Consider the following 23,407-nt stretch of genomic DNA (forward strand, 5'->3'; position numbering starts at 1 on the left):
TGCGGGATGGATTCGCCTGTTTATCCATTCATGGTATCGTGAATGTAAGTACTGAAAAAAGCCGTTCATAGCCCAAAAGTAATGCAGAATGTGTCATATCAATCATCGGAAAACTGTCGTCTATTTATGAAGCAATTGTTTCAGCCTTTAAAGCTCATATTGGTTGGAATGGGCTCCACTTTGTTTGCGACATCATGCATGATGGTTGGCCCCGATTTTGCTCGTCCTGCAAGTAAGGTTGAAACTACTTATAACAAGCCTACCAGTTCTGAATTTACAGCGGCTATCCCTGAATCACAGAATGCCTATTTAAATCCCGCACAATGGTGGGCTAGTTTTGATGACCCCACTTTGACCAAATTGCTTGAAAAGGCATCCGGTCAAAATTTGACCCTGCAACAAGCTGCATTGCGTGTTTTCCAAATGCAAGCGCAGTTAGGCGTGAGTGATGCATCGGTCTTGCCAACAGTGGAACTCAGCGCTTCATCTGCTCAATACCGAAATAGTGTTTTTCAAGAGATCACCAATAACTCTAACAACCTAATTACCAAAAACGTAGTAGTACAGGCTAATTGGGAAATTGATTTCTGGGGTAAATTGCGTCGTGGTGTAGAGAGTAATCTGTCGAGCTATTTATCGGCTGTGGCTGCTTACTATGCCTCTGATGTATCCATCAGCGCAGATGTTGCAAATGCCTATATCAACGTGCGTAATAACGAGGCACTCATTGAGGTAGCCAAGACCAATCTGGCGCTCCAGGCTGAGAGCTTGCGGATTGCCAATGCGCGTTTTAATTATGGCGCCACCTCCATGCTGGACTTGAGTCAGGCCACCTCTCAATATGAACAGACTAAGTCTGAGATTCCACCCCTGATTGCCTCCCTTAGAAAGTCGGAATATGCATTAAGTGTTTTATTGGGTGAGCCGCCTGATTACTATGCCAAACACTTTGGCGCCACCAAGGGCGCTTTAAAACCGCCCCCTGAGCTTGGCGTGGGCATCCCGAGAGACCTTTTGCGCCGCCGTCCAGACGTCTTGCAGGCAGAATATGCTGCTGCTGCCCAGTCTGCTCTCATTGGTGTCAATAAGGCGGCACTCTTTCCTAGTTTTACTTTGGGCGGCATATTTGGTTTTGCAACTTCAAACTACGGCAGTGTTAATCAGGGTCCGATGTTTTCTTGGGGCAACACCTCTTCTGGGCTAACTGGAGGCTTAGTCTTTCCACTCTTTTATCGTGGCGCGATCATTGATCAAATAAGAGTGCAGGATGCCGTTTTCCAGCAAAGCGTATTGGCATATCAAAATCAAGTATTGATGGCGCAAAAAGAGGTTGAAGAATCGCTCATTACGATTTCAACTTCAAAGAGTTCCGTTGAGGATTTGAAAAAATCAGTGGTAGCGGCCAAAAGTGCTGCTGAGTTAGCGCTCGAGCGCTACAAAGCAGGTCAAAATGACTACAGCACTGTCATTAGTGCACAGCAATCTCTATTGCGCGTCCAAAACTCCAGCGTTCAGATGCAAACCAACCAGCTGTTGGGCTATGTAGGTGCCTTTAAATCCCTGGGCGGTGGATGGGCTGCCGATATGAAGGTGCCGCAATTGCCCAAACAAATGGTCAGCGAGATGGAGGAGAGGACGGATTGGGGAAGCGTGCTCACTCAAACCGGCGATCCTACGAATGTGAGGATTGGAAAAGTGCTTACTGGCACCCCAGATTCATCGGCAACATCAGGTAAATGAAATGACTAATCTCAATTTAAAAAATACGCAACACACTCTTCAAGTTCTCTTAGTCTGCACTGCGCTAATGCTGATGACTGCGTGCGGGAAAAAGACCGTGGAGACAGGTGTTGCGGTGACGGTAGCTAAGCCCTTAAGCCAAGCCGTGTATGCCTATCAGCTATTTGATGGCACGGTTTCTCCTTTGCTGACCGTGAATTTAGATGCGCGCGTCCCAGGCTACCTCACTAAGATCTTGTTCCAAGATGGGGGTATGGTTAAAAAAGATGATTTGCTTTTTGTCATCGAACAGGACCAATACCAGCAGCAAGTCAAGTTGAATCAAGCGGTTTATGAGGAGGCCAAGATTGAGCATGCCCGTCAAAAGCATTTGCTAAAAGAAAATGCTACCTCTCAAGCTTCAGTTGATAAGGCTCTATCTTCTCTGCTGCAGGCTGAGGCCAACTTAAAGCTCGCGAAGATTAATTTAGGTTATACGGAGGTGAGGGCGCCGTTTGACGGCTTGATGGGGCGTCATTTAATTGATGTGGGTAGTTATCTTGGTAGTGACCCACAGGGCGTGAAGTTAGCCACCATTCAAAAAATTAGACCTATTTATGTTTACTTCTCAATAAACGAGCGTGATTTATTAACATTTAAATCAACCCATCCCGTTGATCTTGAGCATAAAACTTTGGTGAATACATTGCCAGTCTATGCTCAGTTACAGGGCGAAAAGGGCTATCCCCATAAAGGTATTTTGGACTACAGCGCCAATTTAGTCTCGACAGATACAGGCTCCCTACAATTGCGAGCTGAAATGCCAAATGAGGATTTGAGTTTGATTCCTGGCTTGTATGCGCGGGTTCTAGTGCAGTCCGGTGATTCACATCCAGCCATTCTGATTCCTTATTTGGCGGTGTTGTCCGATCAGCAGGGCAATTATGTGTATGTTTTGGATGCTCAGAAAAAAGCTACTCGCCAAAATATCACTTTGGGTCAAAAATTTAATCAATTGGTCGAAGTCACTAAGGGGTTGGATCCCAATCAAGTTATAGTCATCAATGGGTTTATTAACTTAAGTGAAGGCCAAGTAGCCGATCCAAAAGAAATTACCCTAGAACCATTGGCCGGTCAGTAAGTCATGCTATCTAAGTTTTTTATCGAAAGACCTGTATTGGCGAATGTGATCGCTTTGATCACCATGCTCATCGGCGCAGTATCTATTCTGGGCTTGCCGATTTCTCAATACCCAGCCATGACGCCGCCCACCATTCAGGTAACTACTTCTTATCCAGGTGCCAGTGCAGCGCTGGTGCAGCAGTTGGTAGCTAGCAATATTGAAAATCAAGTCAATGGTGTACCCGGCATGCTGTATATGCAGTCCGACTCGACCAATGACGGTCGCTACACTTTGACGGTGACATTTGAGGTGGGTACTGACCCTGACCTCGCTCAGGTAAACGTGCAAAACCGAGTCGCCATTGCGGTGCCTTCACTCCCTTCAGCCGTGCAAAAGCAGGGGGTCACTACTAAAACTCAATCGACTGCCATTTTGCAGTTTGTGACATTAACCTCAAGCAATCCCGAACATGATGCATTGTTCTTAAGTAACTTTGCTAATTTGCAAATGCAAAATCGTTTAGCACGCCTTCCCGGTGTTGCTGCTGCAAATGTCTTTGGAGTTGGTAATTACAGCATGCGTATCTGGTTAGATCCAGCGCAAATGCAAATGCGCGGTCTTACCCCTAGTGATGTCATGACTGCCATCAATCGCCAGAACGTTTTACTATCTGCCGGTCAGGTTGGCGCTCCCCCGGTTCCAAAAGGTCAGGACTTTCAGCTCACTCTGAATGTCACCAGCGCATTAGATAACCCAGAAGAATTTGGCCGCATTATTTTGAAGGCAAATTCTCAGGGAGAAATTACGCGTCTAAGTGATGTTGCGCGCATTGAAATGGGTAGTCAAAATTACAGCCAGTTCTTTAAGATTGATGATAAGCCTGCTGGTGGTATAGCGATATACCAAACACCCGGTGCTAATGCGATTCAAACTGCGAATGCTGTTCGTGCCGAGATGGAGAAGATCTCCAAAACTTTCCCTAAAGAGCTTCATTGGGATATTCCATTTGACACCACTTTATTTGTCAGTGCCTCTATCCATGAGGTCTATCGCACTCTGTTTGAAGCTGGCATTTTAGTTTTGCTTGTCATCATGGTTTTCCTGCAAAATTGGCGCGCTACTCTGGTTCCCGCAACTACCGTACCAGTTACTATTATTGGCGCTTTTGCTGCTATGGCTGCAATGGGTTTCTCGATTAATTTATTAACCCTGTTTGCGATTGTGCTGTGTATTGGTATTGTGGTGGACGATGCAATTGTGGTTGTTGAAGCGGTCTCGAAGAAGGTTGAGCATGGCGAGGACCCAAGGGAGGGTGCTATCGATGCCATGACTGAATTGATGGGCCCAATCATTGGTATCACTCTGGTCTTAATGGCGGTGTTTTTGCCTGCATCGTTTATTGCAGGTATTACCGGTCAAATGTATCGTCAATTTGCTTTGGTCATAGCAGCTACAGCTCTGATTAGTGGTATTAATGCGATCACACTAAAGCCAACGCAGGCCGCATCGTATCTAAAGCCGCTTGATCCTCATGCCAAGAAAAATGCCCTGTATCTCAAGTTTGATTTTTATTTTGAGAAGTTGTCATCCTGGTACGGTCACATGATGGAGTACTTAATGGCCCATCGTTTTATTGCGGCCAGTTGTGGTGCGGTATTGATTTTGGTATCGATCATCGGTTTAGCTTTGGTGCCAACCGGCTTTATTCCCAACGAAGATCAAGGGTATTTAGTCGTAGCCACCCAATTGCCTGATGCCTCCTCTTTAGAGCGCACTGAGGTCGGCATGAAAAAAGTGGTGGATGTGATCAAGGCTGTGCCTGGTGTCGATCAAGTGGTCTCAATTGGCGGGGTAAATGCCTTAAATAACAATAGCTCACAGTCGAACTCTGGAACGCTTTACGTCATTATGAAAAGTTGGGATAAGCGTGGCAAGGGTGAGGACTTGAAGAATATTTATCTGAATATGAATCAAGCCCTGAAGCAGGTTCAAGAGGTTAAATCACTCGTTATTTTGCCACCAGCCATTCCGGGTCTTGGCTTGTCGGGCGGCTTTCAGATGCAATTGATTTTGACTGATGGTAGCAATGACTTCAAAAAACTTAGCGCTGCCACCCAAAATTTCTTAAAGAAAGCCCGAGAACTGCCTGAGATTGAACAAATCTTTACTCCGTTTCGGGATGACGTTCCGCAACTGCAGTTGACTTTTAATACTGCACGCGCAGAAACACTTGGAGTGGCTATTGGGGATGCATATGATGTGCTTCAATCCTACTTGGGATCTTCATATGTAAATCAATTCTTTAAATATGGTCAGACCTATCAAGTCTATGTCCAGGCAGATGGTCAGTTCCGCAATAGTGCTGACAAGATTGCGCGCCTCTATGTAAAAAATAAAGTGGGGGATATGGTTCCACTAGGATCATTCATTGATATTGAGGAAACTACTGGACCTCAAATTGCCTCTCAGTATCAGCTTTATCCTACTGCAGCAATTTTAGGTGGATCGAAAAGTGGCTATAGCTCCGGTCAAGTTATTGCCGCCTTGGAGGGTTTAGTAAAGACTGCATTACCAGCGGGCATGAGCTATCAGTGGACAGCAATGTCTTATCAAGAGAAGTTAGTTGGTAATACAGTGGTTTTGGTATTCGCTTTATCTATCTTGCTGGTGTACTTGGTGCTGGCTGCACAGTACGAATCATGGGTCTCGCCCCTTGCTGTCATTACTGCAGTACCACTCTCTTTATCAGGGATTGTGATTGCCTTATTTTTGACTGGAATGGCCAATAATATTTACGTTCAAATTGGTTTGGTCTTAATGATTGCGCTGTCATCCAAGAATGCCATTCTGATTGTGGAGGTTGCACTTGAGTCTAAGAGGGCTGGCATGAGTCTGGTTGACTCTGCTCTGAAAGCTTCACATGAGCGGTTCAGGCCGATTGTGATGACCTCTATTGCCTTCATCCTGGGGGTAGTTCCACTATTGACCTCTACTGGTGCAGGCGCTGCAGCTCGTGTATCGATCGGTATTACGGTTTTTAGTGGAATGATTGCATCTACTTGCTTAGCAGTTGCTTTGGTGCCGGTATTCTTTGTGCAGATTGAAGGTTGGTTTGAGAAAATGGCTCAGAAAAAAACACTGCCCAAAAAGTGAGTGAGTCCGATGGGCCTAAATCGCTTGCTTTGATTGAGTGTCGCTTGAGTTGTACATCATCAAAAGCAATATCACCACCATTGGAGGTAGCACAAAGCACCACATTTGTAGGAAGTTAAAAATGGCTGCTCCGCTGGCGCATCCAATTGCAAAGGTGATGATGACTGGAATCATATTTTTCAGCCGGCCATAAATCAAGGTTTTTTGCTCCCCATCAACCCCATGCAGAAGATCGGTAATGTCGAGCATGACTTGGGTAACCGTCATGGTCATTACTGTGGAGGGTGGCGCAGTAGATAGATGGACTCTATGCACAGCGTTTTGCAATGCCATGGCAGCTACAAAAATCAAGCCAGTAAATACCGCAATGAGTGCATTGCCATCTACAAATGGACCATAATGAATTGCTAGTGTCGCGCCGAGCGATAAGAGCATGAATTTGACTAAAAGCATCCTGCTAAATACGTCGATATTGTTGCGTACGAGTAGGTGGCGAAAAAGCCGACAGAGCACGATGGCTAAGCAAAAGACAGGTAGGGCCAGGGCTTTATCGATTGTGCCAGTTGACCCGCTTACCAGAGCGGCCCCCAGGGTGGCAAAGTTGCCTGTCACATGGCCGGTAAAGAGGCCATTTAAAGCCAAAAAACCGGCAGTATCAACATAGCCGCCATTAAAGCCCAGAACCGCTGGAATCCATTTTTTATTCCACATGGCCTATTTCCTAATGAAAATTGTATTAGGGGGTGAGGCGAAAGTTTAATGCTCCGCTAGGAGAGGCTAGGGCGGGATCAAGCGGCGTGATGAATCTAGGTGGTTGAATTATTTTGAGTAAATTGCGCTGAACATTGATCTGCTCTTTCAAGTAGGTTCCAACGTTCGGTGGTCGTAAACGCAAGTTTGCTTCAGAATCGCCCATCATATTGCGAGGCTTTAATCCATGTTTTTCACATAGGATCTTGATGGGACGGTTCCAACTGATGCAATGCATGTATAAATCTGTATAAAAGCGATTGCGAGACCAGGTGATTGCCTGATCCATCATGGCGCTTGCAATGCCTTTTTGGCGATATTGCTGCCCAACGATCACGCCAAATTCAACTTCTTGGTCATGCGTGGCGATATGAATAGTGCCGGCCCAGTTGCCATCAATCTTGGCAACCAGAATCCGGTTATTTTTTGGATCTGCTGAGAATTTCTCCACCAGAGTGTCGATTGCCTGAGTTCCAATGGCACATCCAAAGTAAAGGTGAATGGTTTCAGGGTCCTGGCTATTAAGCCAAGCCCCGTATTCAGGGAATTGATTCCGCGAGAGAAACTCAGTAGTTAGCACGTCTTAATCCCAATGCAGACCAAAGTCAGCATGCTTTTCTTGCCAAGCTTTTGCTTCGATCCAAGCATCTTTTAAGTCGCGGATGACGGTAATGATTGTTTTCATGCTTATAGACCCCTATAAGCTAGATAGTGCGCGAGGTAGTCGCTTGAATCAACTTCTTTATTAGTAGAAGCTTGATTGGTATTGATGAATTGCTGAAAACCATTGTTTTTGCTCTGGTTAGCAAACACTTGGCTGAAAAGGTTCAATAATTGTGTCATTTGAAGACTCCTTAATAATTACTAGGGTTAGTACCTAGGTATTATCACTTAATTTTGAAAATGTTGCAAGGCACCATTTAAGTTACCTATTGAGTAAAACCACCTTTAACGATTGAAAAATCAGGTTTTTGACCTCTATAGGTCTTTTCAAACAAATTGCTTGGATATTTTTTATAAATCATGGCTAATAGTCCTCATTTTTGGGAAAAATGACCTATGCGCTTTCCTTGAGGGTGTTTTCTAGTGTATTTTCGCTACCTGCAACTACAATCCAAACTCATTTTTAACTGAGGTAATTTATTTATGACGACTCCAAAGAGTGGTGGCTGGCATCCAATCTGGCTAATCCTTTTGCTTCCTTATATAGCCTTGTTATGGCTACCTTTCTACAACCAAGCAATGCCAAATGTTTTGGGATTCCCTTTCTTCTATTGGTATCAATTTATTTGGGTTCCGCTGACATCTCTCTTAATCTACGTTGTTTATAAGGTTGCCAAATGAATATTGACGCTATTAATCCAATTGCAATGGCGGTATTTCTGGCCTTTTTTGCATTCGTAACCATTCTTGGTTTTGTGGCATCTCGCTGGAAGCGGGGCGATTTGACCCAGCTACATGAGTGGGGTTTGGGTGGCCGCCAGTTTGGCGGTGTGATCACTTGGTTCTTGGTAGGCGGCGATTTTTATACCGCCTACACTGTAATTGCTGTGCCCGCTTTGGTTTATTCGGTAGGCGCTTACGGTTTCTTCGCCTTGCCTTACACAATCATTGTGTATCCCGTGGTCTTTGCGATCATGCCAAAGCTCTGGGAAGTCTGCCATCGCAAAAATCATATTACTGCTGCCGACTTTGTGCAGGGTGAGCATGGTGGAAAGTGGTTCCCAGCTGCGATTGCTATTACCGGCATTATTGCAACTATGCCTTATATTGCCTTGCAATTAATCGGTATGCAGGTAGTGATCAAAGGGCTGGGTGTTTCTGGTGAACTTCCTTTGATTATTGCTTTCTTGGTGTTGGCTTTCTATACATACTCAAGTGGCTTGCGCGCACCTGCCATGATTGCCTTTGTAAAAGACATCATGATTTATATCGTAGTGATCGCGGCGGTTTGGATTATTCCTGAGAAGTTGGGTGGATACGGTTCTGTATTTGATGCGGCTGATAGCTATTTCACAGCTAAAGGCGGTGTTACTGGTATCTTGTTAAAGCCAACGCAATTTACCGCTTTTGCTTCTTTAGCACTGGGCTCTGCTTTGGCTGCCTTTATGTATCCGCATACATTAACTGGCATCCTCTCATCTAAATCTGCTAAGACAATAAAGATGAATGCCGTTTTCTTGCCAGCTTATACAGTTTTGCTTGGTTTGATTGCGTTGTTGGGTTATATGGCAATTGCAGCAGGAGTGCAAGCTAGTCCTGCTTCAGATGTGGTGCCAACCTTATTCAATAAGATTTTCCCGGCCTGGTTTGTTGGATTTGCTGCCGCTGCGATTGCTATTAGTGCATTAGTTCCTGCAGCGATTATGTCGATCGGTGCAGCAAACTTATTTACTCGCAATTTATGGCGTCCTCTAGTTAATCCAAATATTACTGATGAGCAAGAGTCCAAGAATGCTAAGGTCGTTTCCTTGTTTGTAAAGTTGGGCGCATTAAGTTTCATCATCTTCTTGCCAACCCAATTTGCAATTGATCTCCAGCTTCTTGGCGGCGTATGGATTTTGCAGATTTTCCCTGCTGTAGTGTTCTCGCTGTATACAAAGAGACTGTCCACCGTGCCACTGTTCTTCGGCTGGGTGACAGGTATTGTTTTGGGTACTACATTAGCCTTTATGCAGAATCTAAAGCCGGTTTATACATTGCACTTTGGCGATTTTGCTTTGCCTTTGTACATTGGTTTAATCGCATTTGCTGCCAACATTGTTGTAACAGCGATCTTTACTGTGATTCTGCCTAAGAAGAAATAAGCTGCTTAGTAGTGAGCAATGTAAAACCCCACCCAATCAGGTGGGGTTTTTGTTTTGGGGTCAGCCTACTTGGCACTTAATCCCACCGTTCTTCCTGGATACCCCGCAACATCAAAGTACATTTGCTCGCCCATTCGTTGGCGAATCAAAATGGTGGCGTGACCCTCTTGATCAGTTGTCGAGCGAACTTCTTCTTTAATAGCCTTGCCGATGAATCCGCCGGGTAGGGCTTCTGATAAAAAACGTCCTTTTAAATTACCCTTGGAGGCAATGGGAAGTTTTAAGAGCTCTGCGATCGTAATGCCAAGATCTGCATTGCTAGCAGGGAGTGGATCAATGTAATGTTTTTTGAAGCTTGGGCCAATGGCGCCCATCGTGTTCCGAGTGTCAGCTCGAGAAAAGCTACCATGCATTCCCTGACCTTGTTGCAGCAGGGTATCGGAAACCGTCACAGCGCATGTTGTTGGATCGAGACAGGTTTGCTCAAAGCTAGCAAAGTTCACAACAATATCTGGGGTCGGGGTAACCGCGCTGCCGAGCATGCCAATACTCGACATTGGTAATGTGCCAGCAAATCTACCAAGACGATCATTCACGAATATGCCGCTCACATAATCTTGTGAGGAGAGTGTATGGATGATTTTTTCAGCAACAGCTTTGTTGACTGTGGGTAAGTAAATTAAATCTGAGCCACCATTGGCTGCAACAATCGCCAGGGGGTTTGCGGGGTCTGCTCCAATCAGTCCATTGCCCTTTGACAGGCTAGCTCCTGGGCCTACTAAACCATTTTGATTATCAGGATCAAACAAAGGCATACCCAAGCTATGAGCAATATCCATTGCAAGAAAGCCGGGGGGTAGTTGGCCTGTGATCACATTTTTATATTGGCCCTTTGCTGATGGGCTAGTTTTGCTCTGCTTGGAGATAGTAGAAAAACCATGATCAGATACCAAAATAATATCGGTAGTGCTGTCCAGCTCAAGGTCTTGAACCGTTTTTTGAATCGCTGCTAAATCAGTATCTGCATTTTTAATCGCAGCCATACTGGTAGGGCCATTAATGCCTGGCATCAATTGGTTGAGACTATCGCCTTGATTGTGTTGTGAGCCATCTGGATCGCGTGACCAAAATACCAAAACGAAAGACTTCCCTTTTTCTTTGAAGGAGGGCAGGATTGCTCTGGTAGTGACATTGACAAAATAGTTTTGTTGTTCAGTATTGGCAACAGTAGTTCCGGGAGTGCTGCTGTTACCAGAATTTCCATTGAGACCTCGAGTCGGAGCAGTGTCCGGGAGGCCAAGAGCCTGTAATTGAGATTTCAATTCCGTTGACAGAGGAATGCCTGCACGACCAGTTGAATCATCAATGATGATGGACTCATCCCCACTGCGCGCCAAATGATCAAACATCAAAGTGGGCCCAAGCTTGCCAATAGCCGCCGTCATTAAACCTTTTTTACGTGCTGCCGCCAGAATTGTCTCTTCATTCAGATAATCCCCGGCAAAATGAGAGTCTAGTTCTCCTAGCACCGAGTCATTTTCAATAAATGGCGTCACAGAATTAGCAGCACTCTTGGTTGGGAAGTTTACAAAAATAGTATTGCTAAAAATGCCGTTGTCACCCAACAGGTGGCCTGAACTCATGCTGGCCGCATTGGCCATCGTAAAAGTTGGGAAGATGGAGTGGGAGTTTTCAAAGCGAACCCCATTTTTAAGTAGTGTCGCCATTGCAGGGGCATTTTTCTCATTAATGAGTCCTGGGCGCAGACCATCTGCAACAAATAGGATGACGTTGTGTGGTTTTTCATCTGCAATGGCCCAATTACAACTAAAAATGCACATTCCAAGGGTAAAGTAGATGTATGTTGCTAGCTTCATATCAGCCTCAATGTAATGAATAATCTCTAAGATAATGTATTACATATCTGTGACATATTCATTGCATTTTCTAGGAAGTTTGGTTGGTAGCCTGAACATCTTCAAATCCAATCAGTTAACGCACTATGATGAGCTTTCATTCTGCAAATGGAGTATTTTGAAATTGAAGTCTAGATTCTGTGCTTTGCTCGTGCTTTCAACCTGCGCTATGGTGAGTCAGGCGCAATCTATTAATCCGCTGCCGATTGTCGATGACGAGGTGCGTTACTCTGTTGGCGTATCTGCTTGGTCACCTGCCTCAAAAACCAGTTCCTTTTTGGCAAATAATGTATACGCTGGATCCACTCAAGCAAGCGTTCCAGACAACATACAGAGGACTGGTGGTTTTGCAATGATCAATGCAGAGGCCCATCAAGATAACTGGGGTGTGATGGCTGATTTGGTTTATTGGCAAGTCAATAACGGCAGCACCAATACAACATCGTATATCAATAAGAAAACATCGGTATATGAGTCTCAAGGTGCAAATACCGATCAAACTATCTTAAGCGGAGCATTGACCTATACCGTTTTTAATGACGATGCTCTGTATGCCGACGCCTTGTTCGGAGTGCGCTATATCTCCTCTACGACTTCAGCAAACGTTAATTCAGTTATCACTACTACCCAAGGCAAGCGGGTAATAAAACAAGCAGCCACAGGCTATTATTCAGCTACACAGTCGGAGGCGAGCCCAATTATTGGATTGAAGGGGCGCTATCGTATAAATGAATCAGAGTGGTTTTTACCTTTCTATGTGGATGTGGGACAAGGATTTGATGCTGACAACCTAACTTGGCAAGCATTAGGTGGAGTAGGTTATGCATTTTCATGGGGCGATGTAGCCTTAACATACCGCGCTATGTATTTTGAATTAGGCGGCTCTCAAGGGTTAACAAAATATTCAAATTACGGTCCTCAGCTTGGCATCACCATCAACTTCTAATTTCGCTACAAATAATTCTGACTGATCCGCTGAACTGACTTAGAATGAATCGGCAAATAATCGCGCCGCAATGTTTTGCATTTAAGTAGCGCTTAATCAGGATTTCAAATGAAAAAACTCAGTACGTATTTATTCCTTATCTCGTTTCTTGGAGTTTTAGGGGCATGCAGTAATACGCCAAAATTGGCTAGTGAGCCAATGCCAAAATCAGGTTTCTTGCCGAACTACTCGGTTCTCCAGTCAATGTCGGTAAGCGAGTCTGATGCCAGAGTATGGCGCTACCGTAAGGCAAGCGTGAACCCTGGGTCTTACACAGCAGTGATTTTGGATCCGATTTACTTAAATCAGAATGCCACTCAAAATATTGGCGCAGATGTGATTGGCCAAACTAAGCTCGCTTTGCAGCAATCGATGATCGAGGCAATTAATAATAGAGGCAATGTGCGCATTGTGTCTCAGCCTGGCCCTGGCGTTGTGCGACTTTCTGTAGGTATTACGGGTGGTGAATTATCAAACGATAGCCTACAACCTTGGAATTTCACACCGGTTGGCTTGGCATTAAAAGCTGCGGCTTATGCAGGTGGTGTAAATTCTAAAACCCCAGCGTTGTTGGTCGAAAGCAAAATTACTGATAGCCAATCAAACGACCTGCTAGGGGAGGGCTTGGTTACCTTGCAGGGCGAGTCATTCAGAACGGGTTCTGGCTCAGTCGAATCTTTTGTAGCTATGGCAAAAAAAGTCGTTCGCCTTGCTATGGAGACATCAGCTAATCCAACACCAACATCGAGCAAATAAGAGGATGGGGCTTTCAATGCAACTCAACTTAAAACGGATTGTTTTTATAGGTGCTTGCACTATCCTTTGCATGCCATCTTTTTCTTATGCTGATAATACTTCACGCAATCGCGAGATCGAAGAACGTTTTGCGGCAGCTGATAAAAACCATGATGGCAAATTAACGCTTGCAGAGGCTCAGGTAGGGATGCCTCGGGTGGCAGCCCATTTCAATGAAATTGATGTTGACCATAAAGGCTATGTGACCGTTGCTGAAATCGAGGCAATGGCCGATCGCTAAAATAGCGCGCTATGACTTTTCTGATTCCGGGATTTGAAAATAAATCGGTTTGTATCGAAACTAATGATGGGCCGATCGACATCGCCTATCAAATTGGCGGTTCTGGGCCGCCGATGCTTTTGCTGCATGGTTTTCCACAAACCAAGGCAATTTGGCATCGCACAGCACCAGAGCTTGCAAAGCACTATACGGTAATAGCTTCGGATTTAAGAGGGTACGGCCAATCTTCGCGGCCGCACGGCAAACCGGATCATTCTACTTATTCAAAGCGGGCAATGGCAGCCGATCAACATGCTTTGATGAGTGCACTAGGTTACTCACAATTTTTTCTAGTTGGTCATGACCGTGGTGGAAGGGTATCTCACCGTCTAGCAATGGATTTTCCTGAAAGCGTCCTGCGATTAATGGTCTTGGATATTTCTCCTACCTTGAACATGTATGAAAGCACCACGCAGCAGTTTGCAACTGGGTACTGGCATTGGTTCTTTTTGATTCAACCAGAGCCCATTCCTGAGGCAATGATTGGGAGTAATCCGGAATTTTGGATTCAGAACCATATGGGTCGTTATGCTGGTACTGGCGTATTTGAAAAGGCCTGTTGGTCTGAATATGTAGATCAAATCAGCGACCCAAAGAGCGTGCATGCGATGTGTGAAGATTACCGCGCAGCTGCGTCTATCGATCTAGAACATGATCGTGCTGATCGACAGATGGAAAAGATGCTGCAAATGCCTGTGCACGTATTGTGGGGTGAGCATGGCTTGGTGAATGCATGCTTTTCGCCAATCCATGATTGGCAGGCTGTTGCCAAGGAGGTGAGTGGTAAATCTTTGCCGTGTGGGCACTACATACCCGAAGAGCTTCCCAATGACTTGCTGAGTGAAATAAAAGCTTTCTTCCCTCTGGGCCTAGGGGAATAACTTAGGCAATTTTTTCGATTGTGGGATTACTGTCTGCAAGATCTTAGGATCGACTTTGAATATTTTTTTCGCCTTAAGAGGGTAGTTCACCCGAGATAATAGGTTGGCAATTAGGTTGAGGTGGGTAAGCTTTTTATCATTGGCGTCAATCACAGTCCAAGGCGCATCCAGAGTGCTGGTATTTAATAGCATTTGATCGCGCGCAATGCTATAGGCTTTCCACTTTCGTTGCGCCTGCTCATCAATTGGACTAATTTTCCACTGCTTCAGTGGATCAGTAGCGCGACTCTTGAGGCGAAGTGCTTGCTCTTGTTTGCTGATATCGAGGTAATACTTAATAATTTGTATGCCAGAGCCCACCAGTAAAGATTCGAATTCATTGACCGTAGCCATAAATTGCTGGTATTGAAGAGGGGTGCAAAATCCCATGACTTTTTCAACGCCTGCTCTGTTGTACCAACTGCGGTTAAAGATGGTGAACTCGCCAGCGGCTGGCAGCTCAGCGACATAACGTTGGAAATACCATTCACCTTCTTCACGCTCGGATGGTTTTCCCAAGGCAACTATGCGTGTATCTCTTGGACTTAAATGTTCGGTAATGCGTTTGATGGTGCCATCTTTGCCGGCAGTATCGCGACCTTCAAGAATGACCAGTAAACGGGTGCCTTTTGCAATGATTTGACGTTGTAGCTTGACTAGCTCAATTTGCAAAAGTCTTAACTCTGCATCGTAAGAAGTGTCATGCTTGGATGACTTTGCAGCTTTGCTCACGAGGCAGAGTTAATAGCGACTAGATTAAGAGGCGCTAGTTGGGGTTGCTGTAGCTGCCACTTTTTTAGCAGCTGCTTTTTTAGCTGGCGCTTTTTTAGCCGCTACTTTTTTGACGGCTGCCTTTTTCGCTGGTGCCTTTTTAGCAGCAACCTTTTTTACGGCTGTTTTTTTAGAAGGAGCTTTCTTAACAGGGGTCTTTTTAGGGGTCTCCTTTTTGTCCATCTTATCTAAGGCTTTAGCAAGCTTGTCGATTAACTTCTCTCTATCGGCTTCTAGTTTGTCTAATTTTTTTAGTAATTGTTTTACTAGTTTCTTCTGGCTCATGAAATTCCTATCTTTATAAAATGAGAGCGCGATCAAAGCATCTGCTCCCATATGCTTGATCCTACGATTTATTGCTCTTTCTTACAAGCATTTATGACATCAAGCGCCTACTTTGTGTGCGTTCTAAATGTAGATTGACTCATCAATAAATGGATGAGAAAGATAGCTCGAAAAGCTTTTCCCTCAAGCTGGGACGTATGTCCGGTAAGGAAAAAACCCTAAATAAATGAATATTTAGGGTTTTGAAGAACTTTTACTCTGGGTGAAAGTTATTGCTTGCCATGAAGCTAATGGTGCGCTCAAAACCAAGAATTCGGATGTAGCGCCATGCGATATCTCGGTATTTGCTGTCTAAATAGCCAATTGCTACTTCAGGGTCGGTCTTTTTTGACAGATCGATCTCTTGAATTGCGCGGGCCCAACGTTTCAGTCTTGTTGACATATTTGCTACCTCCATGGGCATACAACGCATTGGAAAGCAGTCGAGATGACAGAAAAACAAAAAATTACCGATCATTTGAAGAAATTCTGAGAAATGGCTGTTTAACGCCCCAAAACCCTAGTTTTCTTGTGCGGCGAGCTCTTTTGCCAAAGTTTTGGCTCTGGTTTTGATTGGCTTGAGGTAAATGAGCAAGCAAATAAAGGCTAAAGTTGCCAAAATCACCTCTACAAGCGCCATCCAAAAGTTCAGGCCAGTTTCTAGAATACGAACCAAGCCTTCTGTAATGTAAAGGAGGATCAACATAGATGCCCACTGCATTGTGTATACCTTGCCCCTCCAGAGCCCTGGTATGGCAAAAAGGAGTGGTACCCCCTTCAAAACCAACCAAGAGCCGCCAGGACGCAGGGGTGAGATAAACCATTCCCAGGACACGCAAAGAATGAATAAATCAATAAATGCTGCAGTTGCTAAGAGTTGATAGGGATTCTTTGAGAGGATGCTTTGAAGAAAGTGGTTCTGGCGCATGCTTAGACCTCGATTAACTTCAAGGCTGTTTGGGCCAGGCGCTTGCCCTGAGCAATGGCTAGGCGCTGCTCCTCTGGGCTAATCGGGGCATTTCCAGCGGCGTGGGCAAGATGCGTGACGCCGTAAGGGCTGCCGCCCGTGCTTGAGCTCATCAGGTCGGGCTCGCTGTAAGGTAGTCCCAGCACCAACATCCCATGGTGCAGTAAGGGAATCATCATGGTGAGTAGGGTGCTTTCTTGGCCGCCATGCATGCTGCCGGTGCTAGTAAAGACACACGCTGGCTTACCAATCAAGGCTCCGCCGAGCCATTGGGAGGAGCTCCCATCCCAAAAGTACTTCATGGGAGCGGCCATATTCCCAAAGCGAGTAGGGGAGCCTAGGGCAAGGCCGATGCATTCTTGTAGGTCAGTGTATTCAGCATAAGGGGCACCATCGCTGGGTACAGCCGCTTGTGTCGCCTCGCAAACCGTGGAGATTGCAGGAACTGTGCGCAGGCGGGCATTAGCTCCTGGTACGCTTTCGATACCTTCAGCAATCAGGCGCGCCAAATCTCTGGTGGCGCCGTAGCGGGAGTAGTACAAAACTAAAATATCGTGATGACTCATATTGATCTCTTATGATACGGCGATGCGCCTATTTCGTAACCCCCAATTATGGCTTGCTCTTGCGAAAGAGATATGGGAGCGTAATCGCGGCCAAAATCTACAGCAAGTTGCGGCCAGCCTAGCATTCACCACAACCTTGTCGCTGGTTCCGATGGTTACGGTTGCCTCGATTTTGCTCAGTTACCTACCCAGGGTGATTCAGATCAAAAATGCGGTGCAAAACTGGCTGCTCGATACCTATATGCCGGGTGGTTTAAATACCCAGGTTTTCTTGTACATCAATCAATTTTCATCAAAGGCAAAAGGTCTCACCCTGGTAGGTTCCTTGGGGCTGGTGATCACTACCATGATGACCATGATGGTGATTGAGAGGGCATTCAATCAGTTATTTCGGGTTCAGAAAAGGCGCCCATTCATCAATAAAATAGCGATTTATTTGACTGCCACGATCCTTGGTCCAATCCTCCTGGGTTGTGGAATTTATCTAAGCGGTCTCTTGTTAAGTGCTGCAGAGGGGTGGACTCCAGCGCTCACCTTTGGCTTAGGCTTGTTTGCTACGGTTGCTCCGGTGTTTTTGGCAGTTGCTGTTTATGCCGTCGCTTACAAGTATTTGCCCTATGCCAAAATACTATGGAAGGATGCCCTGAGCGGTGCGCTGTTTGCTGCGCTGGCATTTGAAATCATGAAATTTGGTTTCGGCTTCTTCTTGACCAATGCCGTGTTTTATAAGACGGTCTACGGGGCCTTTGCCATCTTCCCTTTGGCGCTGACATGGATTTATCTAACCTGGTGGATCACCTTGGCTGGGGCCGTATTAGTGGCTAATCTACCGAAGATTCGTAGCGGTCTTATTAGGGTTATTCGCTACTGAATCAAACTATCCTGTTCTTGATTCTATTTAGGCTTGGGAATATATTGAAGCTATCAATCTAATGCTGGAGACCAAATGAAAGTTCGTGACATCTTGCGCGTGAAGGGTAGCACCCTGTTTACCGTAGCTCCAGAGACAGCATTACAAACTGCTGTGCTTGTCATGAGTGAGCATGATATTGGTTCATTGGTGGTGATGGAGTACGACAAGTTAGTAGGAATTCTCACCTTCCGTGAGGTGATATCTGCGCTTGCCAAGCATCATGGCAAGTTGGATGGATTGCAAGTCAATTCGGTAATGAATGCGACGCCACTGACCTGCAATATGGAAACTGAGATTGAGGAAGTGCGCAGAATGATGCTGGTGGAGCATGCTCGCTACTTACCGGTTATTGATCAAAAAATGTTGATGGGTGTCATTTCTTTCTACGACGTGGCTAAGTCGGTTGTAGAGGCTCAGGACTTTGAGAATACGATGCTCAAGGGTTACATTCGCGATTGGCCGGAAGATACAACAAAGGCAACTACTTAAAATTCAATCAGGCGGGGCCTCGATACACGCTCTACCCACTCCCGTCCGACAGATGACATAATGTCGATATGTCAGGAAATACATTAGGCCTTCTCTTTACGGTCACCACATTTGGTGAGTCCCATGGTCCCGCTATTGGTGCGGTAGTTGATGGTTGCCCTCCTGGAATGGCGCTGTGCGAAGCTGATCTACAGATCGATTTAGATCGCCGTAAGCCAGGAACCTCCCGTCATGTTACCCAGCGCAAAGAAGAGGATAAGGTTGAAATTTTGTCAGGCGTATACGAAGGCAAAACGACTGGTGCCCCTATTGGTTTGTTGATTCGCAATACCGATCAGCGCAGCCAAGATTATGGCAATATTTTGCAAACCTTTAGACCTGGTCATGCAGACTATGCCTATCACTATAAATATGGTTTACGTGACCCGCGTGGCGGTGGTCGTTCTTCCGCACGCTTAACTGCGCCAGTTGTCGCAGCCGCCGCGATTGCAAAAAAATGGTTGTATGAAAAATATGGCACGCAGTTTTATGGTTACATGAGTCAATTGGGTGAAGTTGAAATTCCTTTTGAAGACGCTGCGCAGATTGAGAAAAATCCCTTTTTTGCCGCTAATAGCGCAATCATTCCAAAGTTAGAAGCCTACATGGATGATTTGCGTAAATCAGGCGATTCATGTGGAGCAAAAATTGAGGTGCGGGCGCGCAATGTGCCAATTGGTTTGGGTGAGCCGCTCTTCGATAAATTAGATGCCGATATTGCACATGCCATGATGGGAATCAATGCCGTGAAAGGTGTTGAGATTGGCTCTGGATTTAAGTCTGTTGCGCAGCGTGGTAGTGAGCATGGAGATGAATTGCATCCCGATGGTTTTGCTAGTAATCATGCTGGTGGCACCCTTGGAGGAATTAGCAGCGGTCAAGATTTGCGCGTATCGATTGCAATAAAGCCTACCTCTAGTATTTTGAGCCCCAAACAATCTATTGATTGGGAGGGTAAGCCAATTACGGTTCAGACTAAGGGCCGTCATGACCCTTGCGTGGGCATTCGTGCTACACCCATTGCCGAAGCCATGTTGGCCTTGGTATTGATGGATCATGTTTTGCGCCATCGAGCTCAATGTGGCGATGTTTCTTTACCAATTCCGCCTATTCCAGCTGCTCGCCCTGGCTCAGTGAGCGATTAAATGATTCAAAAAGAAAAATGACGCCTTCTGTGCGCTGGGCCTTCGGGTCCTTTTTCTTTTTATATTTTGCTTATGTTGGCTTGGTTTCTCCATACGCCAGCCTCTTTTTCTTAGGTCGCGACTTTTCTGTCATGGAGATCGCGGTCTTAATGTCGATGCTCCAAATTACTCGCATCATTGGACCATTTTCTTGGGGTTGGTTATCTGATTACCTCTCCAACCGAATTGGCATTATTCGATTTTGTGCTTGCTTAGCTGCATTGGTTTTTTTGGCCATTTTTTTCTTGCACACCTACCTCGCTTTTTTTCTGTGGATGTTTATTCTCCACACGATTCTCAGTAGTTTGATGCCTTTGGGGGAGTCAGCAACCGTGCATGCTTTATTCAGAGATAACTCTTTTGATAAGCGTTATGGCCGCCTGCGTCTCTGGGGTTCCATTGGGTTTATAGCGATGGTGCTATTTGCTGGAGATCTTTTTCAGCGAATGGGAATTGAGTACTACCCACTCGTTGGTGCAATTGTGCTGATTTTTCTGGCGCTCGTAACATTTCGCTTACATGAGCCTAAACGCGAGCGTCATAAAATGGTGAAGGGCGAACTATTGGTGGTACTCTTGAATCCAGATGTGCGTTGGTTTTTGGTATCTGGATTTTTTATGGTTTTTGCCCATGCCGCTTTATATGTTTTCTATTCTTTGTACTTGGCAAATTTGGGTTATGACAAGTTTCAAATTGGATTATTTTGGGCGCTCGGGGTTTTTGCCGAAGTCATCTTCTTTTTTTATCAAAGTAAGGTACTGAGTCGCCTTGACTCAGAGGTGGTCTTGCAGGGCGCCTTTGGGATTGGCGTGATTCGATTTGTATTAATTGCTTTCTTTCCTGTAAGTTGGGTATTAATCTTGGCTCAAGTTATGCACGCGGGGACCTTTGCAGCGCACCACAGTGCTGCAACCAAGTTATTGCAACGCTGGTTTACTGGACCATTGCAGGCTCGGGGTCAAGCGCTGATGGCTACCGTCTCCTATGGATTGGGGGGAACACTTGGTGGTTTGTGTGCTGGCTGGATCTGGGATCAATTCCAGCCGCGAGATGTATTCGTTATGTCTGCACTGGCATGCGCTCTGGCGGGCATGGCAATTCAAAAACTAAGGCCGCGCCGCTACCCTTTGCGCAAAGAGTAGGGACGCCTTGTTGTAGGTTCCCTACATCGAGGCGTAATTAGGGCCGCCACCACCTTCAGGCGTTACCCAAATAATATTTTGGGTAGGATCTTTAATGTCACAAGTTTTGCAATGTACGCAATTTTGCGAATTAATTTGCAAGCGCGCTTTGCCATCAGTCTCGATGTATTCATAAACGCCAGCAGGGCAGTAACGCTGCTCTGGGCCTGCATAGTTTTTGAGATTGATATCAACCGGAACAGAGGCATTTTTGAGGGTTAAATGAATGGGTTGATTTTCAGCGTGATTGGTATTAGAAATAAATACAGATGAAAGGCGATCAAATGTAAGCTTGCCATCAGGCTTTGGATAATTAATTGGTTTATGCAGGGCAGCTGGTTCGAGGCACTCATGGTCTGTATGTTTTAAATGGATTGTCCATGGCATATTGCCACCGAGAATCTTTTGTTCAAGGCCAACCATGATGGTGCCCATATACAAGCCTTTAGACATCCAAGGTTTAAAGTTGCGGGCTTGGTTCAGTTCCGTATGTAGCCAGCTATGCTCGAATGACTGTGGGTAGGTGGTTAGTAAGTCAGCAGAGCGATTTTCATTGATGGCTGCTACAGCAGCTTGCGCTGCCAACATGCCGGTTTTAATGGCCGCGTGACTGCCCTTGATGCGGGAGGCGTTTAAGAAGCCTGCATCGTCACCAATTAAGGCGCCACCTGGGAAGATTGTTTTGGGCAGGCTATTAAGACCCCCTGCAGTGAGGGCACGAGCACCATAGGCAATGCGTTTACCACCCTCAAAAGTTTCGCGAATTTTTGGATGTAATTTATAGCGTTGAAACTCTTCAAAAGGGGAGAGGTAGGGGTTCTTATATGAAAGACCAACCACCAGGCCTACTGCAACCTGGTTATCGCCCAGGTGGTAGAGGAAGGAGCCGCCGTACGTATCGCTGTCTAAGGGCCAGCCTGCTGTGTGAACAACTAATCCAGGCTTGCTCTTAGAGGGCTCAATCTCCCAAAGCTCCTTAATACCAATACCGTAACTTTGTGGATCGGCATCCTTATCCAGGGCATATTTAGAGATCAATTGCTTGCCTAGATGTCCGCGTGAGCCTTCAGCAAATAAGGTGTATTTGGCCCGCAGTTCCATGCCCAGTTGAAATTGGTCGGTGGGCTGCCCCTCTTTATCCAGACCCATAGAGCCAGTAATAACGCCACACACCGCACCTTGCTCATCGTACAAAATTTGTGCCGCCGGAAACCCAGGGAAAATTTCCACGCCGAGGGCTTCTGCCTGCTCGCCAAGCCAGCGAGTAATGTTAGCCAAGCTAACAATGTAATTTCCTTCGTTTTTAAAACAATGCGGCAAAAGCCAGTTAGGGACTTGATAAGATTGATTTGCGGTAAGAAATAAAAATTGGTCTGCTCTTACTTCGGTATTGAGTGGTGCGCCAAGCTCTTTCCAGTTCGGGAATAGTTCCGTAAGTGCTTTAGGATCCATCACTGCACCAGACAAAATATGCGCGCCGATTTCAGAGCCTTTTTCTAGGACGCAAACGCTGATTTCTTTACCGGATTCATTGGCAAGCTGCTTTGCTTTGATAGCTGCGGATAGACCTGCTGGCCCACCCCCAACAATTACCAGGTCGTAGTCCATTGAGTCTCTTGGACCAAACTGTTCGAGTAATTCCTGGGCGTTCATGCAAATTCTCCGAGATATCTTAAAAATTGGGTATTACAGCCATCATAGTTTATTTCTGAGCCAAAAAACCCAGCTTGGTGCCTGCTAGGGTTGCCCCGAAGGGCTAAAGCGTTATGATTGGTTTTTTACTCTTATTGGCAATATTAGGAAAAGCTATGAATAAAACCTACCCATCGGCCGTAGAAGCCTTGCGGGATATTTTGAAGGATGGTCAAAAACTGGCTGTTGGCGGTTTTGGCTTGTGTGGAATCCCAGAGGCTTTGATTTTGGCGGTCAAAGATTTGGGTGCTCAAAATTTGACGGCTGTTTCTAATAATGCTGGGGTAGATGGTTTTGGTTTAGGTATTTTGCTGAACTCCCGCCAAGTTAAAAAAATGATCGCTTCATACGTTGGAGAAAATAAAGAGTTTGAGCGCCAATACTTAGCAGGTGAACTCGAGTTGGAATTTACGCCACAAGGAACCTTGGCTGAAAAGTTGCGCGCAGGAGGTTGCGGTATTCCGGCTTTTTACACGAAGACTGGTGTTGGTACTTTGGTTGCTGAGGGTAAAGAAGAAAAAGAATTTGATGGTGAGAAATACATCATGGAGCGTTCGATTGTTTCCGATATCTCGTTAGTGAAGGCATGGAAAGCTGATCGTTCGGGTAATCTGGTGTATCGACACACTGCTCGCAATTTCAATCCAGTCGTAGCAATGGCTGGCAAGATCACCGTTGCTGAGGTCGAAGAGATTGTTGAGAACGGTCATTTGGATCCAGCGGAAATTCATACTCCAGGAATTTATGTGCATCGCTTGGTGGTGAACAAAAATCCTGAGAAGCGCATTGAACAAAGAACCTTGGCCCCTTAATTGCGGCCCATTCATACAGTA

At 45.6% G+C, this 23,407-nt stretch carries 24 protein-coding genes; 14 read left to right on the top strand and 10 right to left on the bottom strand.

Annotated elements, in window-relative coordinates; all coding sequences use genetic code 11:
• Positions 1-126 precede the first annotated feature (126 nt).
• The 3 genes from M2125_RS02895 to M2125_RS02905 are packed head-to-tail and all read left to right on the top strand — an operon-like array spanning position 127 to position 5,995.
• Entirely contained in the window at positions 127-1,740 is a 1,614-nt protein-coding gene (locus M2125_RS02895) for an efflux transporter outer membrane subunit (RefSeq protein ID WP_158025473.1), read from the top strand.
• Between the two features lies 1 nt (position 1,741).
• A complete protein-coding gene (locus M2125_RS02900) occupies positions 1,742-2,860 on the top strand; it encodes an efflux RND transporter periplasmic adaptor subunit (RefSeq protein WP_076023202.1) in 1,119 nt (372 codons plus the stop codon).
• 3 nt (positions 2,861-2,863) lie between these two features.
• Positions 2,864-5,995, top strand: coding sequence for an efflux RND transporter permease subunit (locus M2125_RS02905; protein ID WP_076023203.1), 3,132 nt, complete (start codon positions 2,864-2,866; stop codon positions 5,993-5,995).
• Positions 5,996-6,010: 15 nt separating this feature from the next.
• On the opposite strand, the gene M2125_RS02910 is transcribed toward M2125_RS02905, so the two are convergent.
• The 3 genes from M2125_RS02910 to M2125_RS02920 all read right to left on the bottom strand — a co-directional run bounded on the left by M2125_RS02910 (position 6,011) and on the right by M2125_RS02920 (position 7,588).
• Positions 6,011-6,706, bottom strand: a complete 696-nt coding sequence (locus M2125_RS02910; protein WP_076023204.1) for a YoaK family protein — start codon at positions 6,704-6,706, stop codon at positions 6,011-6,013.
• A gap of 25 nt (positions 6,707-6,731) precedes the next feature.
• Complete coding sequence (locus tag M2125_RS02915) at positions 6,732-7,325, bottom strand: GNAT family N-acetyltransferase (RefSeq protein ID WP_076023205.1); 594 nt, start codon at positions 7,323-7,325, stop codon at positions 6,732-6,734.
• A 107-nt stretch (positions 7,326-7,432) separates the two neighbouring features.
• A complete protein-coding gene (locus M2125_RS02920) occupies positions 7,433-7,588 on the bottom strand; it encodes a hypothetical protein (protein ID WP_280741928.1) in 156 nt (51 codons plus the stop codon).
• A 303-nt stretch (positions 7,589-7,891) separates the two neighbouring features.
• On the opposite strand from M2125_RS02920, the gene M2125_RS02925 reads away from it, so the two are divergent.
• The gene (locus tag M2125_RS02925; RefSeq protein WP_076023206.1) at positions 7,892-8,089 is read left to right on the top strand and encodes a DUF3311 domain-containing protein; all 198 of its coding nucleotides are present in this window, start codon (positions 7,892-7,894) and stop codon (positions 8,087-8,089) included.
• Complete coding sequence (mctP, locus tag M2125_RS02930) at positions 8,086-9,552, top strand: monocarboxylate uptake permease MctP (RefSeq protein WP_076023207.1); 1,467 nt, start codon at positions 8,086-8,088, stop codon at positions 9,550-9,552. The genes M2125_RS02925 and mctP overlap by 4 nt, the downstream gene beginning before the upstream one ends.
• A 65-nt stretch (positions 9,553-9,617) precedes the next feature.
• Here the strand turns inward: mctP and M2125_RS02935 are convergent, their stop codons facing one another.
• The gene (locus M2125_RS02935) at positions 9,618-11,429 is read right to left on the bottom strand and encodes an alkaline phosphatase family protein (protein WP_076023414.1); all 1,812 of its coding nucleotides are present in this window, start codon (positions 11,427-11,429) and stop codon (positions 9,618-9,620) included.
• Between the two features lie 49 nt (positions 11,430-11,478).
• Here M2125_RS02935 and M2125_RS02940 point away from each other — a divergent pair, with 49 nt between their 5' ends.
• From M2125_RS02940 to M2125_RS02955, 4 genes are all read left to right on the top strand, one after another.
• The gene (locus M2125_RS02940; RefSeq protein WP_143742145.1) at positions 11,479-12,414 is read left to right on the top strand and encodes a hypothetical protein; all 936 of its coding nucleotides are present in this window, start codon (positions 11,479-11,481) and stop codon (positions 12,412-12,414) included.
• Between the two features lie 108 nt (positions 12,415-12,522).
• Positions 12,523-13,209 (top strand): DUF3313 domain-containing protein, encoded by a 687-nt coding sequence (locus tag M2125_RS02945; protein WP_076023209.1) that lies wholly within the window; start codon positions 12,523-12,525, stop codon positions 13,207-13,209.
• 16 nt (positions 13,210-13,225) lie between these two features.
• Positions 13,226-13,489 (top strand): EF-hand domain-containing protein, encoded by a 264-nt coding sequence (locus tag M2125_RS02950; RefSeq protein WP_280742456.1) that lies wholly within the window; start codon positions 13,226-13,228, stop codon positions 13,487-13,489.
• An 11-nt stretch (positions 13,490-13,500) separates the two neighbouring features.
• Entirely contained in the window at positions 13,501-14,409 is a 909-nt protein-coding gene (locus M2125_RS02955) for an alpha/beta fold hydrolase (protein WP_076023211.1), read from the top strand.
• On the opposite strand, the gene ppk2 is transcribed toward M2125_RS02955, so the two are convergent.
• The 5 genes from ppk2 to wrbA all read right to left on the bottom strand — a co-directional run bounded on the left by ppk2 (position 14,398) and on the right by wrbA (position 17,076).
• Complete coding sequence (ppk2, locus tag M2125_RS02960; RefSeq protein ID WP_076023212.1) at positions 14,398-15,180, bottom strand: polyphosphate kinase 2; 783 nt, start codon at positions 15,178-15,180, stop codon at positions 14,398-14,400. The two genes, M2125_RS02955 and ppk2, sit on opposite strands and share 12 nt — an antisense overlap.
• A gap of 24 nt (positions 15,181-15,204) precedes the next feature.
• Entirely contained in the window at positions 15,205-15,555 is a 351-nt protein-coding gene (locus M2125_RS02965) for a serine/threonine protein kinase (RefSeq protein WP_280742457.1), read from the bottom strand.
• A 202-nt stretch (positions 15,556-15,757) separates the two neighbouring features.
• On the bottom strand, positions 15,758-15,946 hold the full coding sequence (locus M2125_RS02970) for a hypothetical protein (RefSeq protein ID WP_143742146.1): 189 nt from the start codon (positions 15,944-15,946) through the stop codon (positions 15,758-15,760).
• A 117-nt stretch (positions 15,947-16,063) separates the two neighbouring features.
• On the bottom strand, positions 16,064-16,471 hold the full coding sequence (locus tag M2125_RS02975) for a DUF2069 domain-containing protein (protein WP_076023214.1): 408 nt from the start codon (positions 16,469-16,471) through the stop codon (positions 16,064-16,066).
• Positions 16,472-16,473: 2 nt separating this feature from the next.
• A complete protein-coding gene (gene wrbA, locus M2125_RS02980; protein ID WP_277539814.1) occupies positions 16,474-17,076 on the bottom strand; it encodes an NAD(P)H:quinone oxidoreductase in 603 nt (200 codons plus the stop codon).
• Positions 17,077-17,098: 22 nt separating this feature from the next.
• On the opposite strand from wrbA, the gene M2125_RS02985 reads away from it, so the two are divergent.
• From M2125_RS02985 to M2125_RS03000, 4 genes are all read left to right on the top strand, one after another.
• Positions 17,099-17,947, top strand: coding sequence for a YihY family inner membrane protein (locus tag M2125_RS02985; RefSeq protein WP_076023416.1), 849 nt, complete (start codon positions 17,099-17,101; stop codon positions 17,945-17,947).
• A 75-nt stretch (positions 17,948-18,022) separates the two neighbouring features.
• Positions 18,023-18,478 carry a CBS domain-containing protein gene (locus M2125_RS02990; RefSeq protein WP_076023216.1) on the top strand — a complete coding sequence of 152 codons (456 nt, stop codon included), beginning with the start codon at positions 18,023-18,025 and terminating at the stop codon, positions 18,476-18,478.
• 68 nt (positions 18,479-18,546) lie between these two features.
• The gene (aroC, locus tag M2125_RS02995) at positions 18,547-19,662 is read left to right on the top strand and encodes a chorismate synthase (RefSeq protein WP_076023217.1); all 1,116 of its coding nucleotides are present in this window, start codon (positions 18,547-18,549) and stop codon (positions 19,660-19,662) included.
• Between the two features lie 17 nt (positions 19,663-19,679).
• Positions 19,680-20,843 carry an MFS transporter gene (locus M2125_RS03000; protein ID WP_076023218.1) on the top strand — a complete coding sequence of 388 codons (1,164 nt, stop codon included), beginning with the start codon at positions 19,680-19,682 and terminating at the stop codon, positions 20,841-20,843.
• Positions 20,844-20,864: 21 nt separating this feature from the next.
• Here M2125_RS03000 and M2125_RS03005 read toward each other — a convergent pair whose 3' ends face one another.
• Positions 20,865-22,535, bottom strand: coding sequence for an electron transfer flavoprotein-ubiquinone oxidoreductase (locus M2125_RS03005; protein ID WP_280742458.1), 1,671 nt, complete (start codon positions 22,533-22,535; stop codon positions 20,865-20,867).
• Positions 22,536-22,690: 155 nt separating this feature from the next.
• Between M2125_RS03005 and M2125_RS03010 the strand changes: the two genes are divergently transcribed.
• Positions 22,691-23,386 carry a CoA transferase subunit A gene (locus M2125_RS03010; RefSeq protein ID WP_076023417.1) on the top strand — a complete coding sequence of 232 codons (696 nt, stop codon included), beginning with the start codon at positions 22,691-22,693 and terminating at the stop codon, positions 23,384-23,386.
• Positions 23,387-23,407 lie beyond the last annotated feature (21 nt).

Origin of the sequence: Polynucleobacter sphagniphilus, assembly GCF_029892205.1 — a bacterium.
GTDB classification, from domain to species: Bacteria; Pseudomonadota; Gammaproteobacteria; order Burkholderiales; family Burkholderiaceae; genus Polynucleobacter; species Polynucleobacter sphagniphilus.

Coding starts and splice junctions, on each gene's coding strand:
- M2125_RS02970 (WP_143742146.1), bottom strand. CDS start 15,946: ATGTCAACAAGACTGAAACGTTGGGCCCGCGCAATTCAAGAGATCGAT.
- M2125_RS03010 (WP_076023417.1), top strand. CDS start 22,691: ATGAATAAAACCTACCCATCGGCCGTAGAAGCCTTGCGGGATATTTTG.
- M2125_RS02905 (WP_076023203.1), top strand. CDS start 2,864: ATGCTATCTAAGTTTTTTATCGAAAGACCTGTATTGGCGAATGTGATC.
- M2125_RS02955 (WP_076023211.1), top strand. CDS start 13,501: ATGACTTTTCTGATTCCGGGATTTGAAAATAAATCGGTTTGTATCGAA.
- M2125_RS02985 (WP_076023416.1), top strand. CDS start 17,099: ATGCGCCTATTTCGTAACCCCCAATTATGGCTTGCTCTTGCGAAAGAG.
- M2125_RS02925 (WP_076023206.1), top strand. CDS start 7,892: ATGACGACTCCAAAGAGTGGTGGCTGGCATCCAATCTGGCTAATCCTT.
- M2125_RS02975 (WP_076023214.1), bottom strand. CDS start 16,471: ATGCGCCAGAACCACTTTCTTCAAAGCATCCTCTCAAAGAATCCCTAT.
- M2125_RS02945 (WP_076023209.1), top strand. CDS start 12,523: ATGAAAAAACTCAGTACGTATTTATTCCTTATCTCGTTTCTTGGAGTT.
- M2125_RS02935 (WP_076023414.1), bottom strand. CDS start 11,429: ATGAAGCTAGCAACATACATCTACTTTACCCTTGGAATGTGCATTTTT.
- M2125_RS02910 (WP_076023204.1), bottom strand. CDS start 6,706: ATGTGGAATAAAAAATGGATTCCAGCGGTTCTGGGCTTTAATGGCGGC.
- wrbA (WP_277539814.1), bottom strand. CDS start 17,076: ATGAGTCATCACGATATTTTAGTTTTGTACTACTCCCGCTACGGCGCC.
- M2125_RS02950 (WP_280742456.1), top strand. CDS start 13,226: ATGCAACTCAACTTAAAACGGATTGTTTTTATAGGTGCTTGCACTATC.
- M2125_RS02895 (WP_158025473.1), top strand. CDS start 127: ATGAAGCAATTGTTTCAGCCTTTAAAGCTCATATTGGTTGGAATGGGC.
- M2125_RS02965 (WP_280742457.1), bottom strand. CDS start 15,555: ATGGGAGCAGATGCTTTGATCGCGCTCTCATTTTATAAAGATAGGAAT.
- mctP (WP_076023207.1), top strand. CDS start 8,086: ATGAATATTGACGCTATTAATCCAATTGCAATGGCGGTATTTCTGGCC.
- M2125_RS02990 (WP_076023216.1), top strand. CDS start 18,023: ATGAAAGTTCGTGACATCTTGCGCGTGAAGGGTAGCACCCTGTTTACC.
- M2125_RS03000 (WP_076023218.1), top strand. CDS start 19,680: ATGACGCCTTCTGTGCGCTGGGCCTTCGGGTCCTTTTTCTTTTTATAT.
- M2125_RS02920 (WP_280741928.1), bottom strand. CDS start 7,588: ATGACACAATTATTGAACCTTTTCAGCCAAGTGTTTGCTAACCAGAGC.
- M2125_RS03005 (WP_280742458.1), bottom strand. CDS start 22,535: ATGAACGCCCAGGAATTACTCGAACAGTTTGGTCCAAGAGACTCAATG.
- M2125_RS02900 (WP_076023202.1), top strand. CDS start 1,742: ATGACTAATCTCAATTTAAAAAATACGCAACACACTCTTCAAGTTCTC.
- aroC (WP_076023217.1), top strand. CDS start 18,547: ATGTCAGGAAATACATTAGGCCTTCTCTTTACGGTCACCACATTTGGT.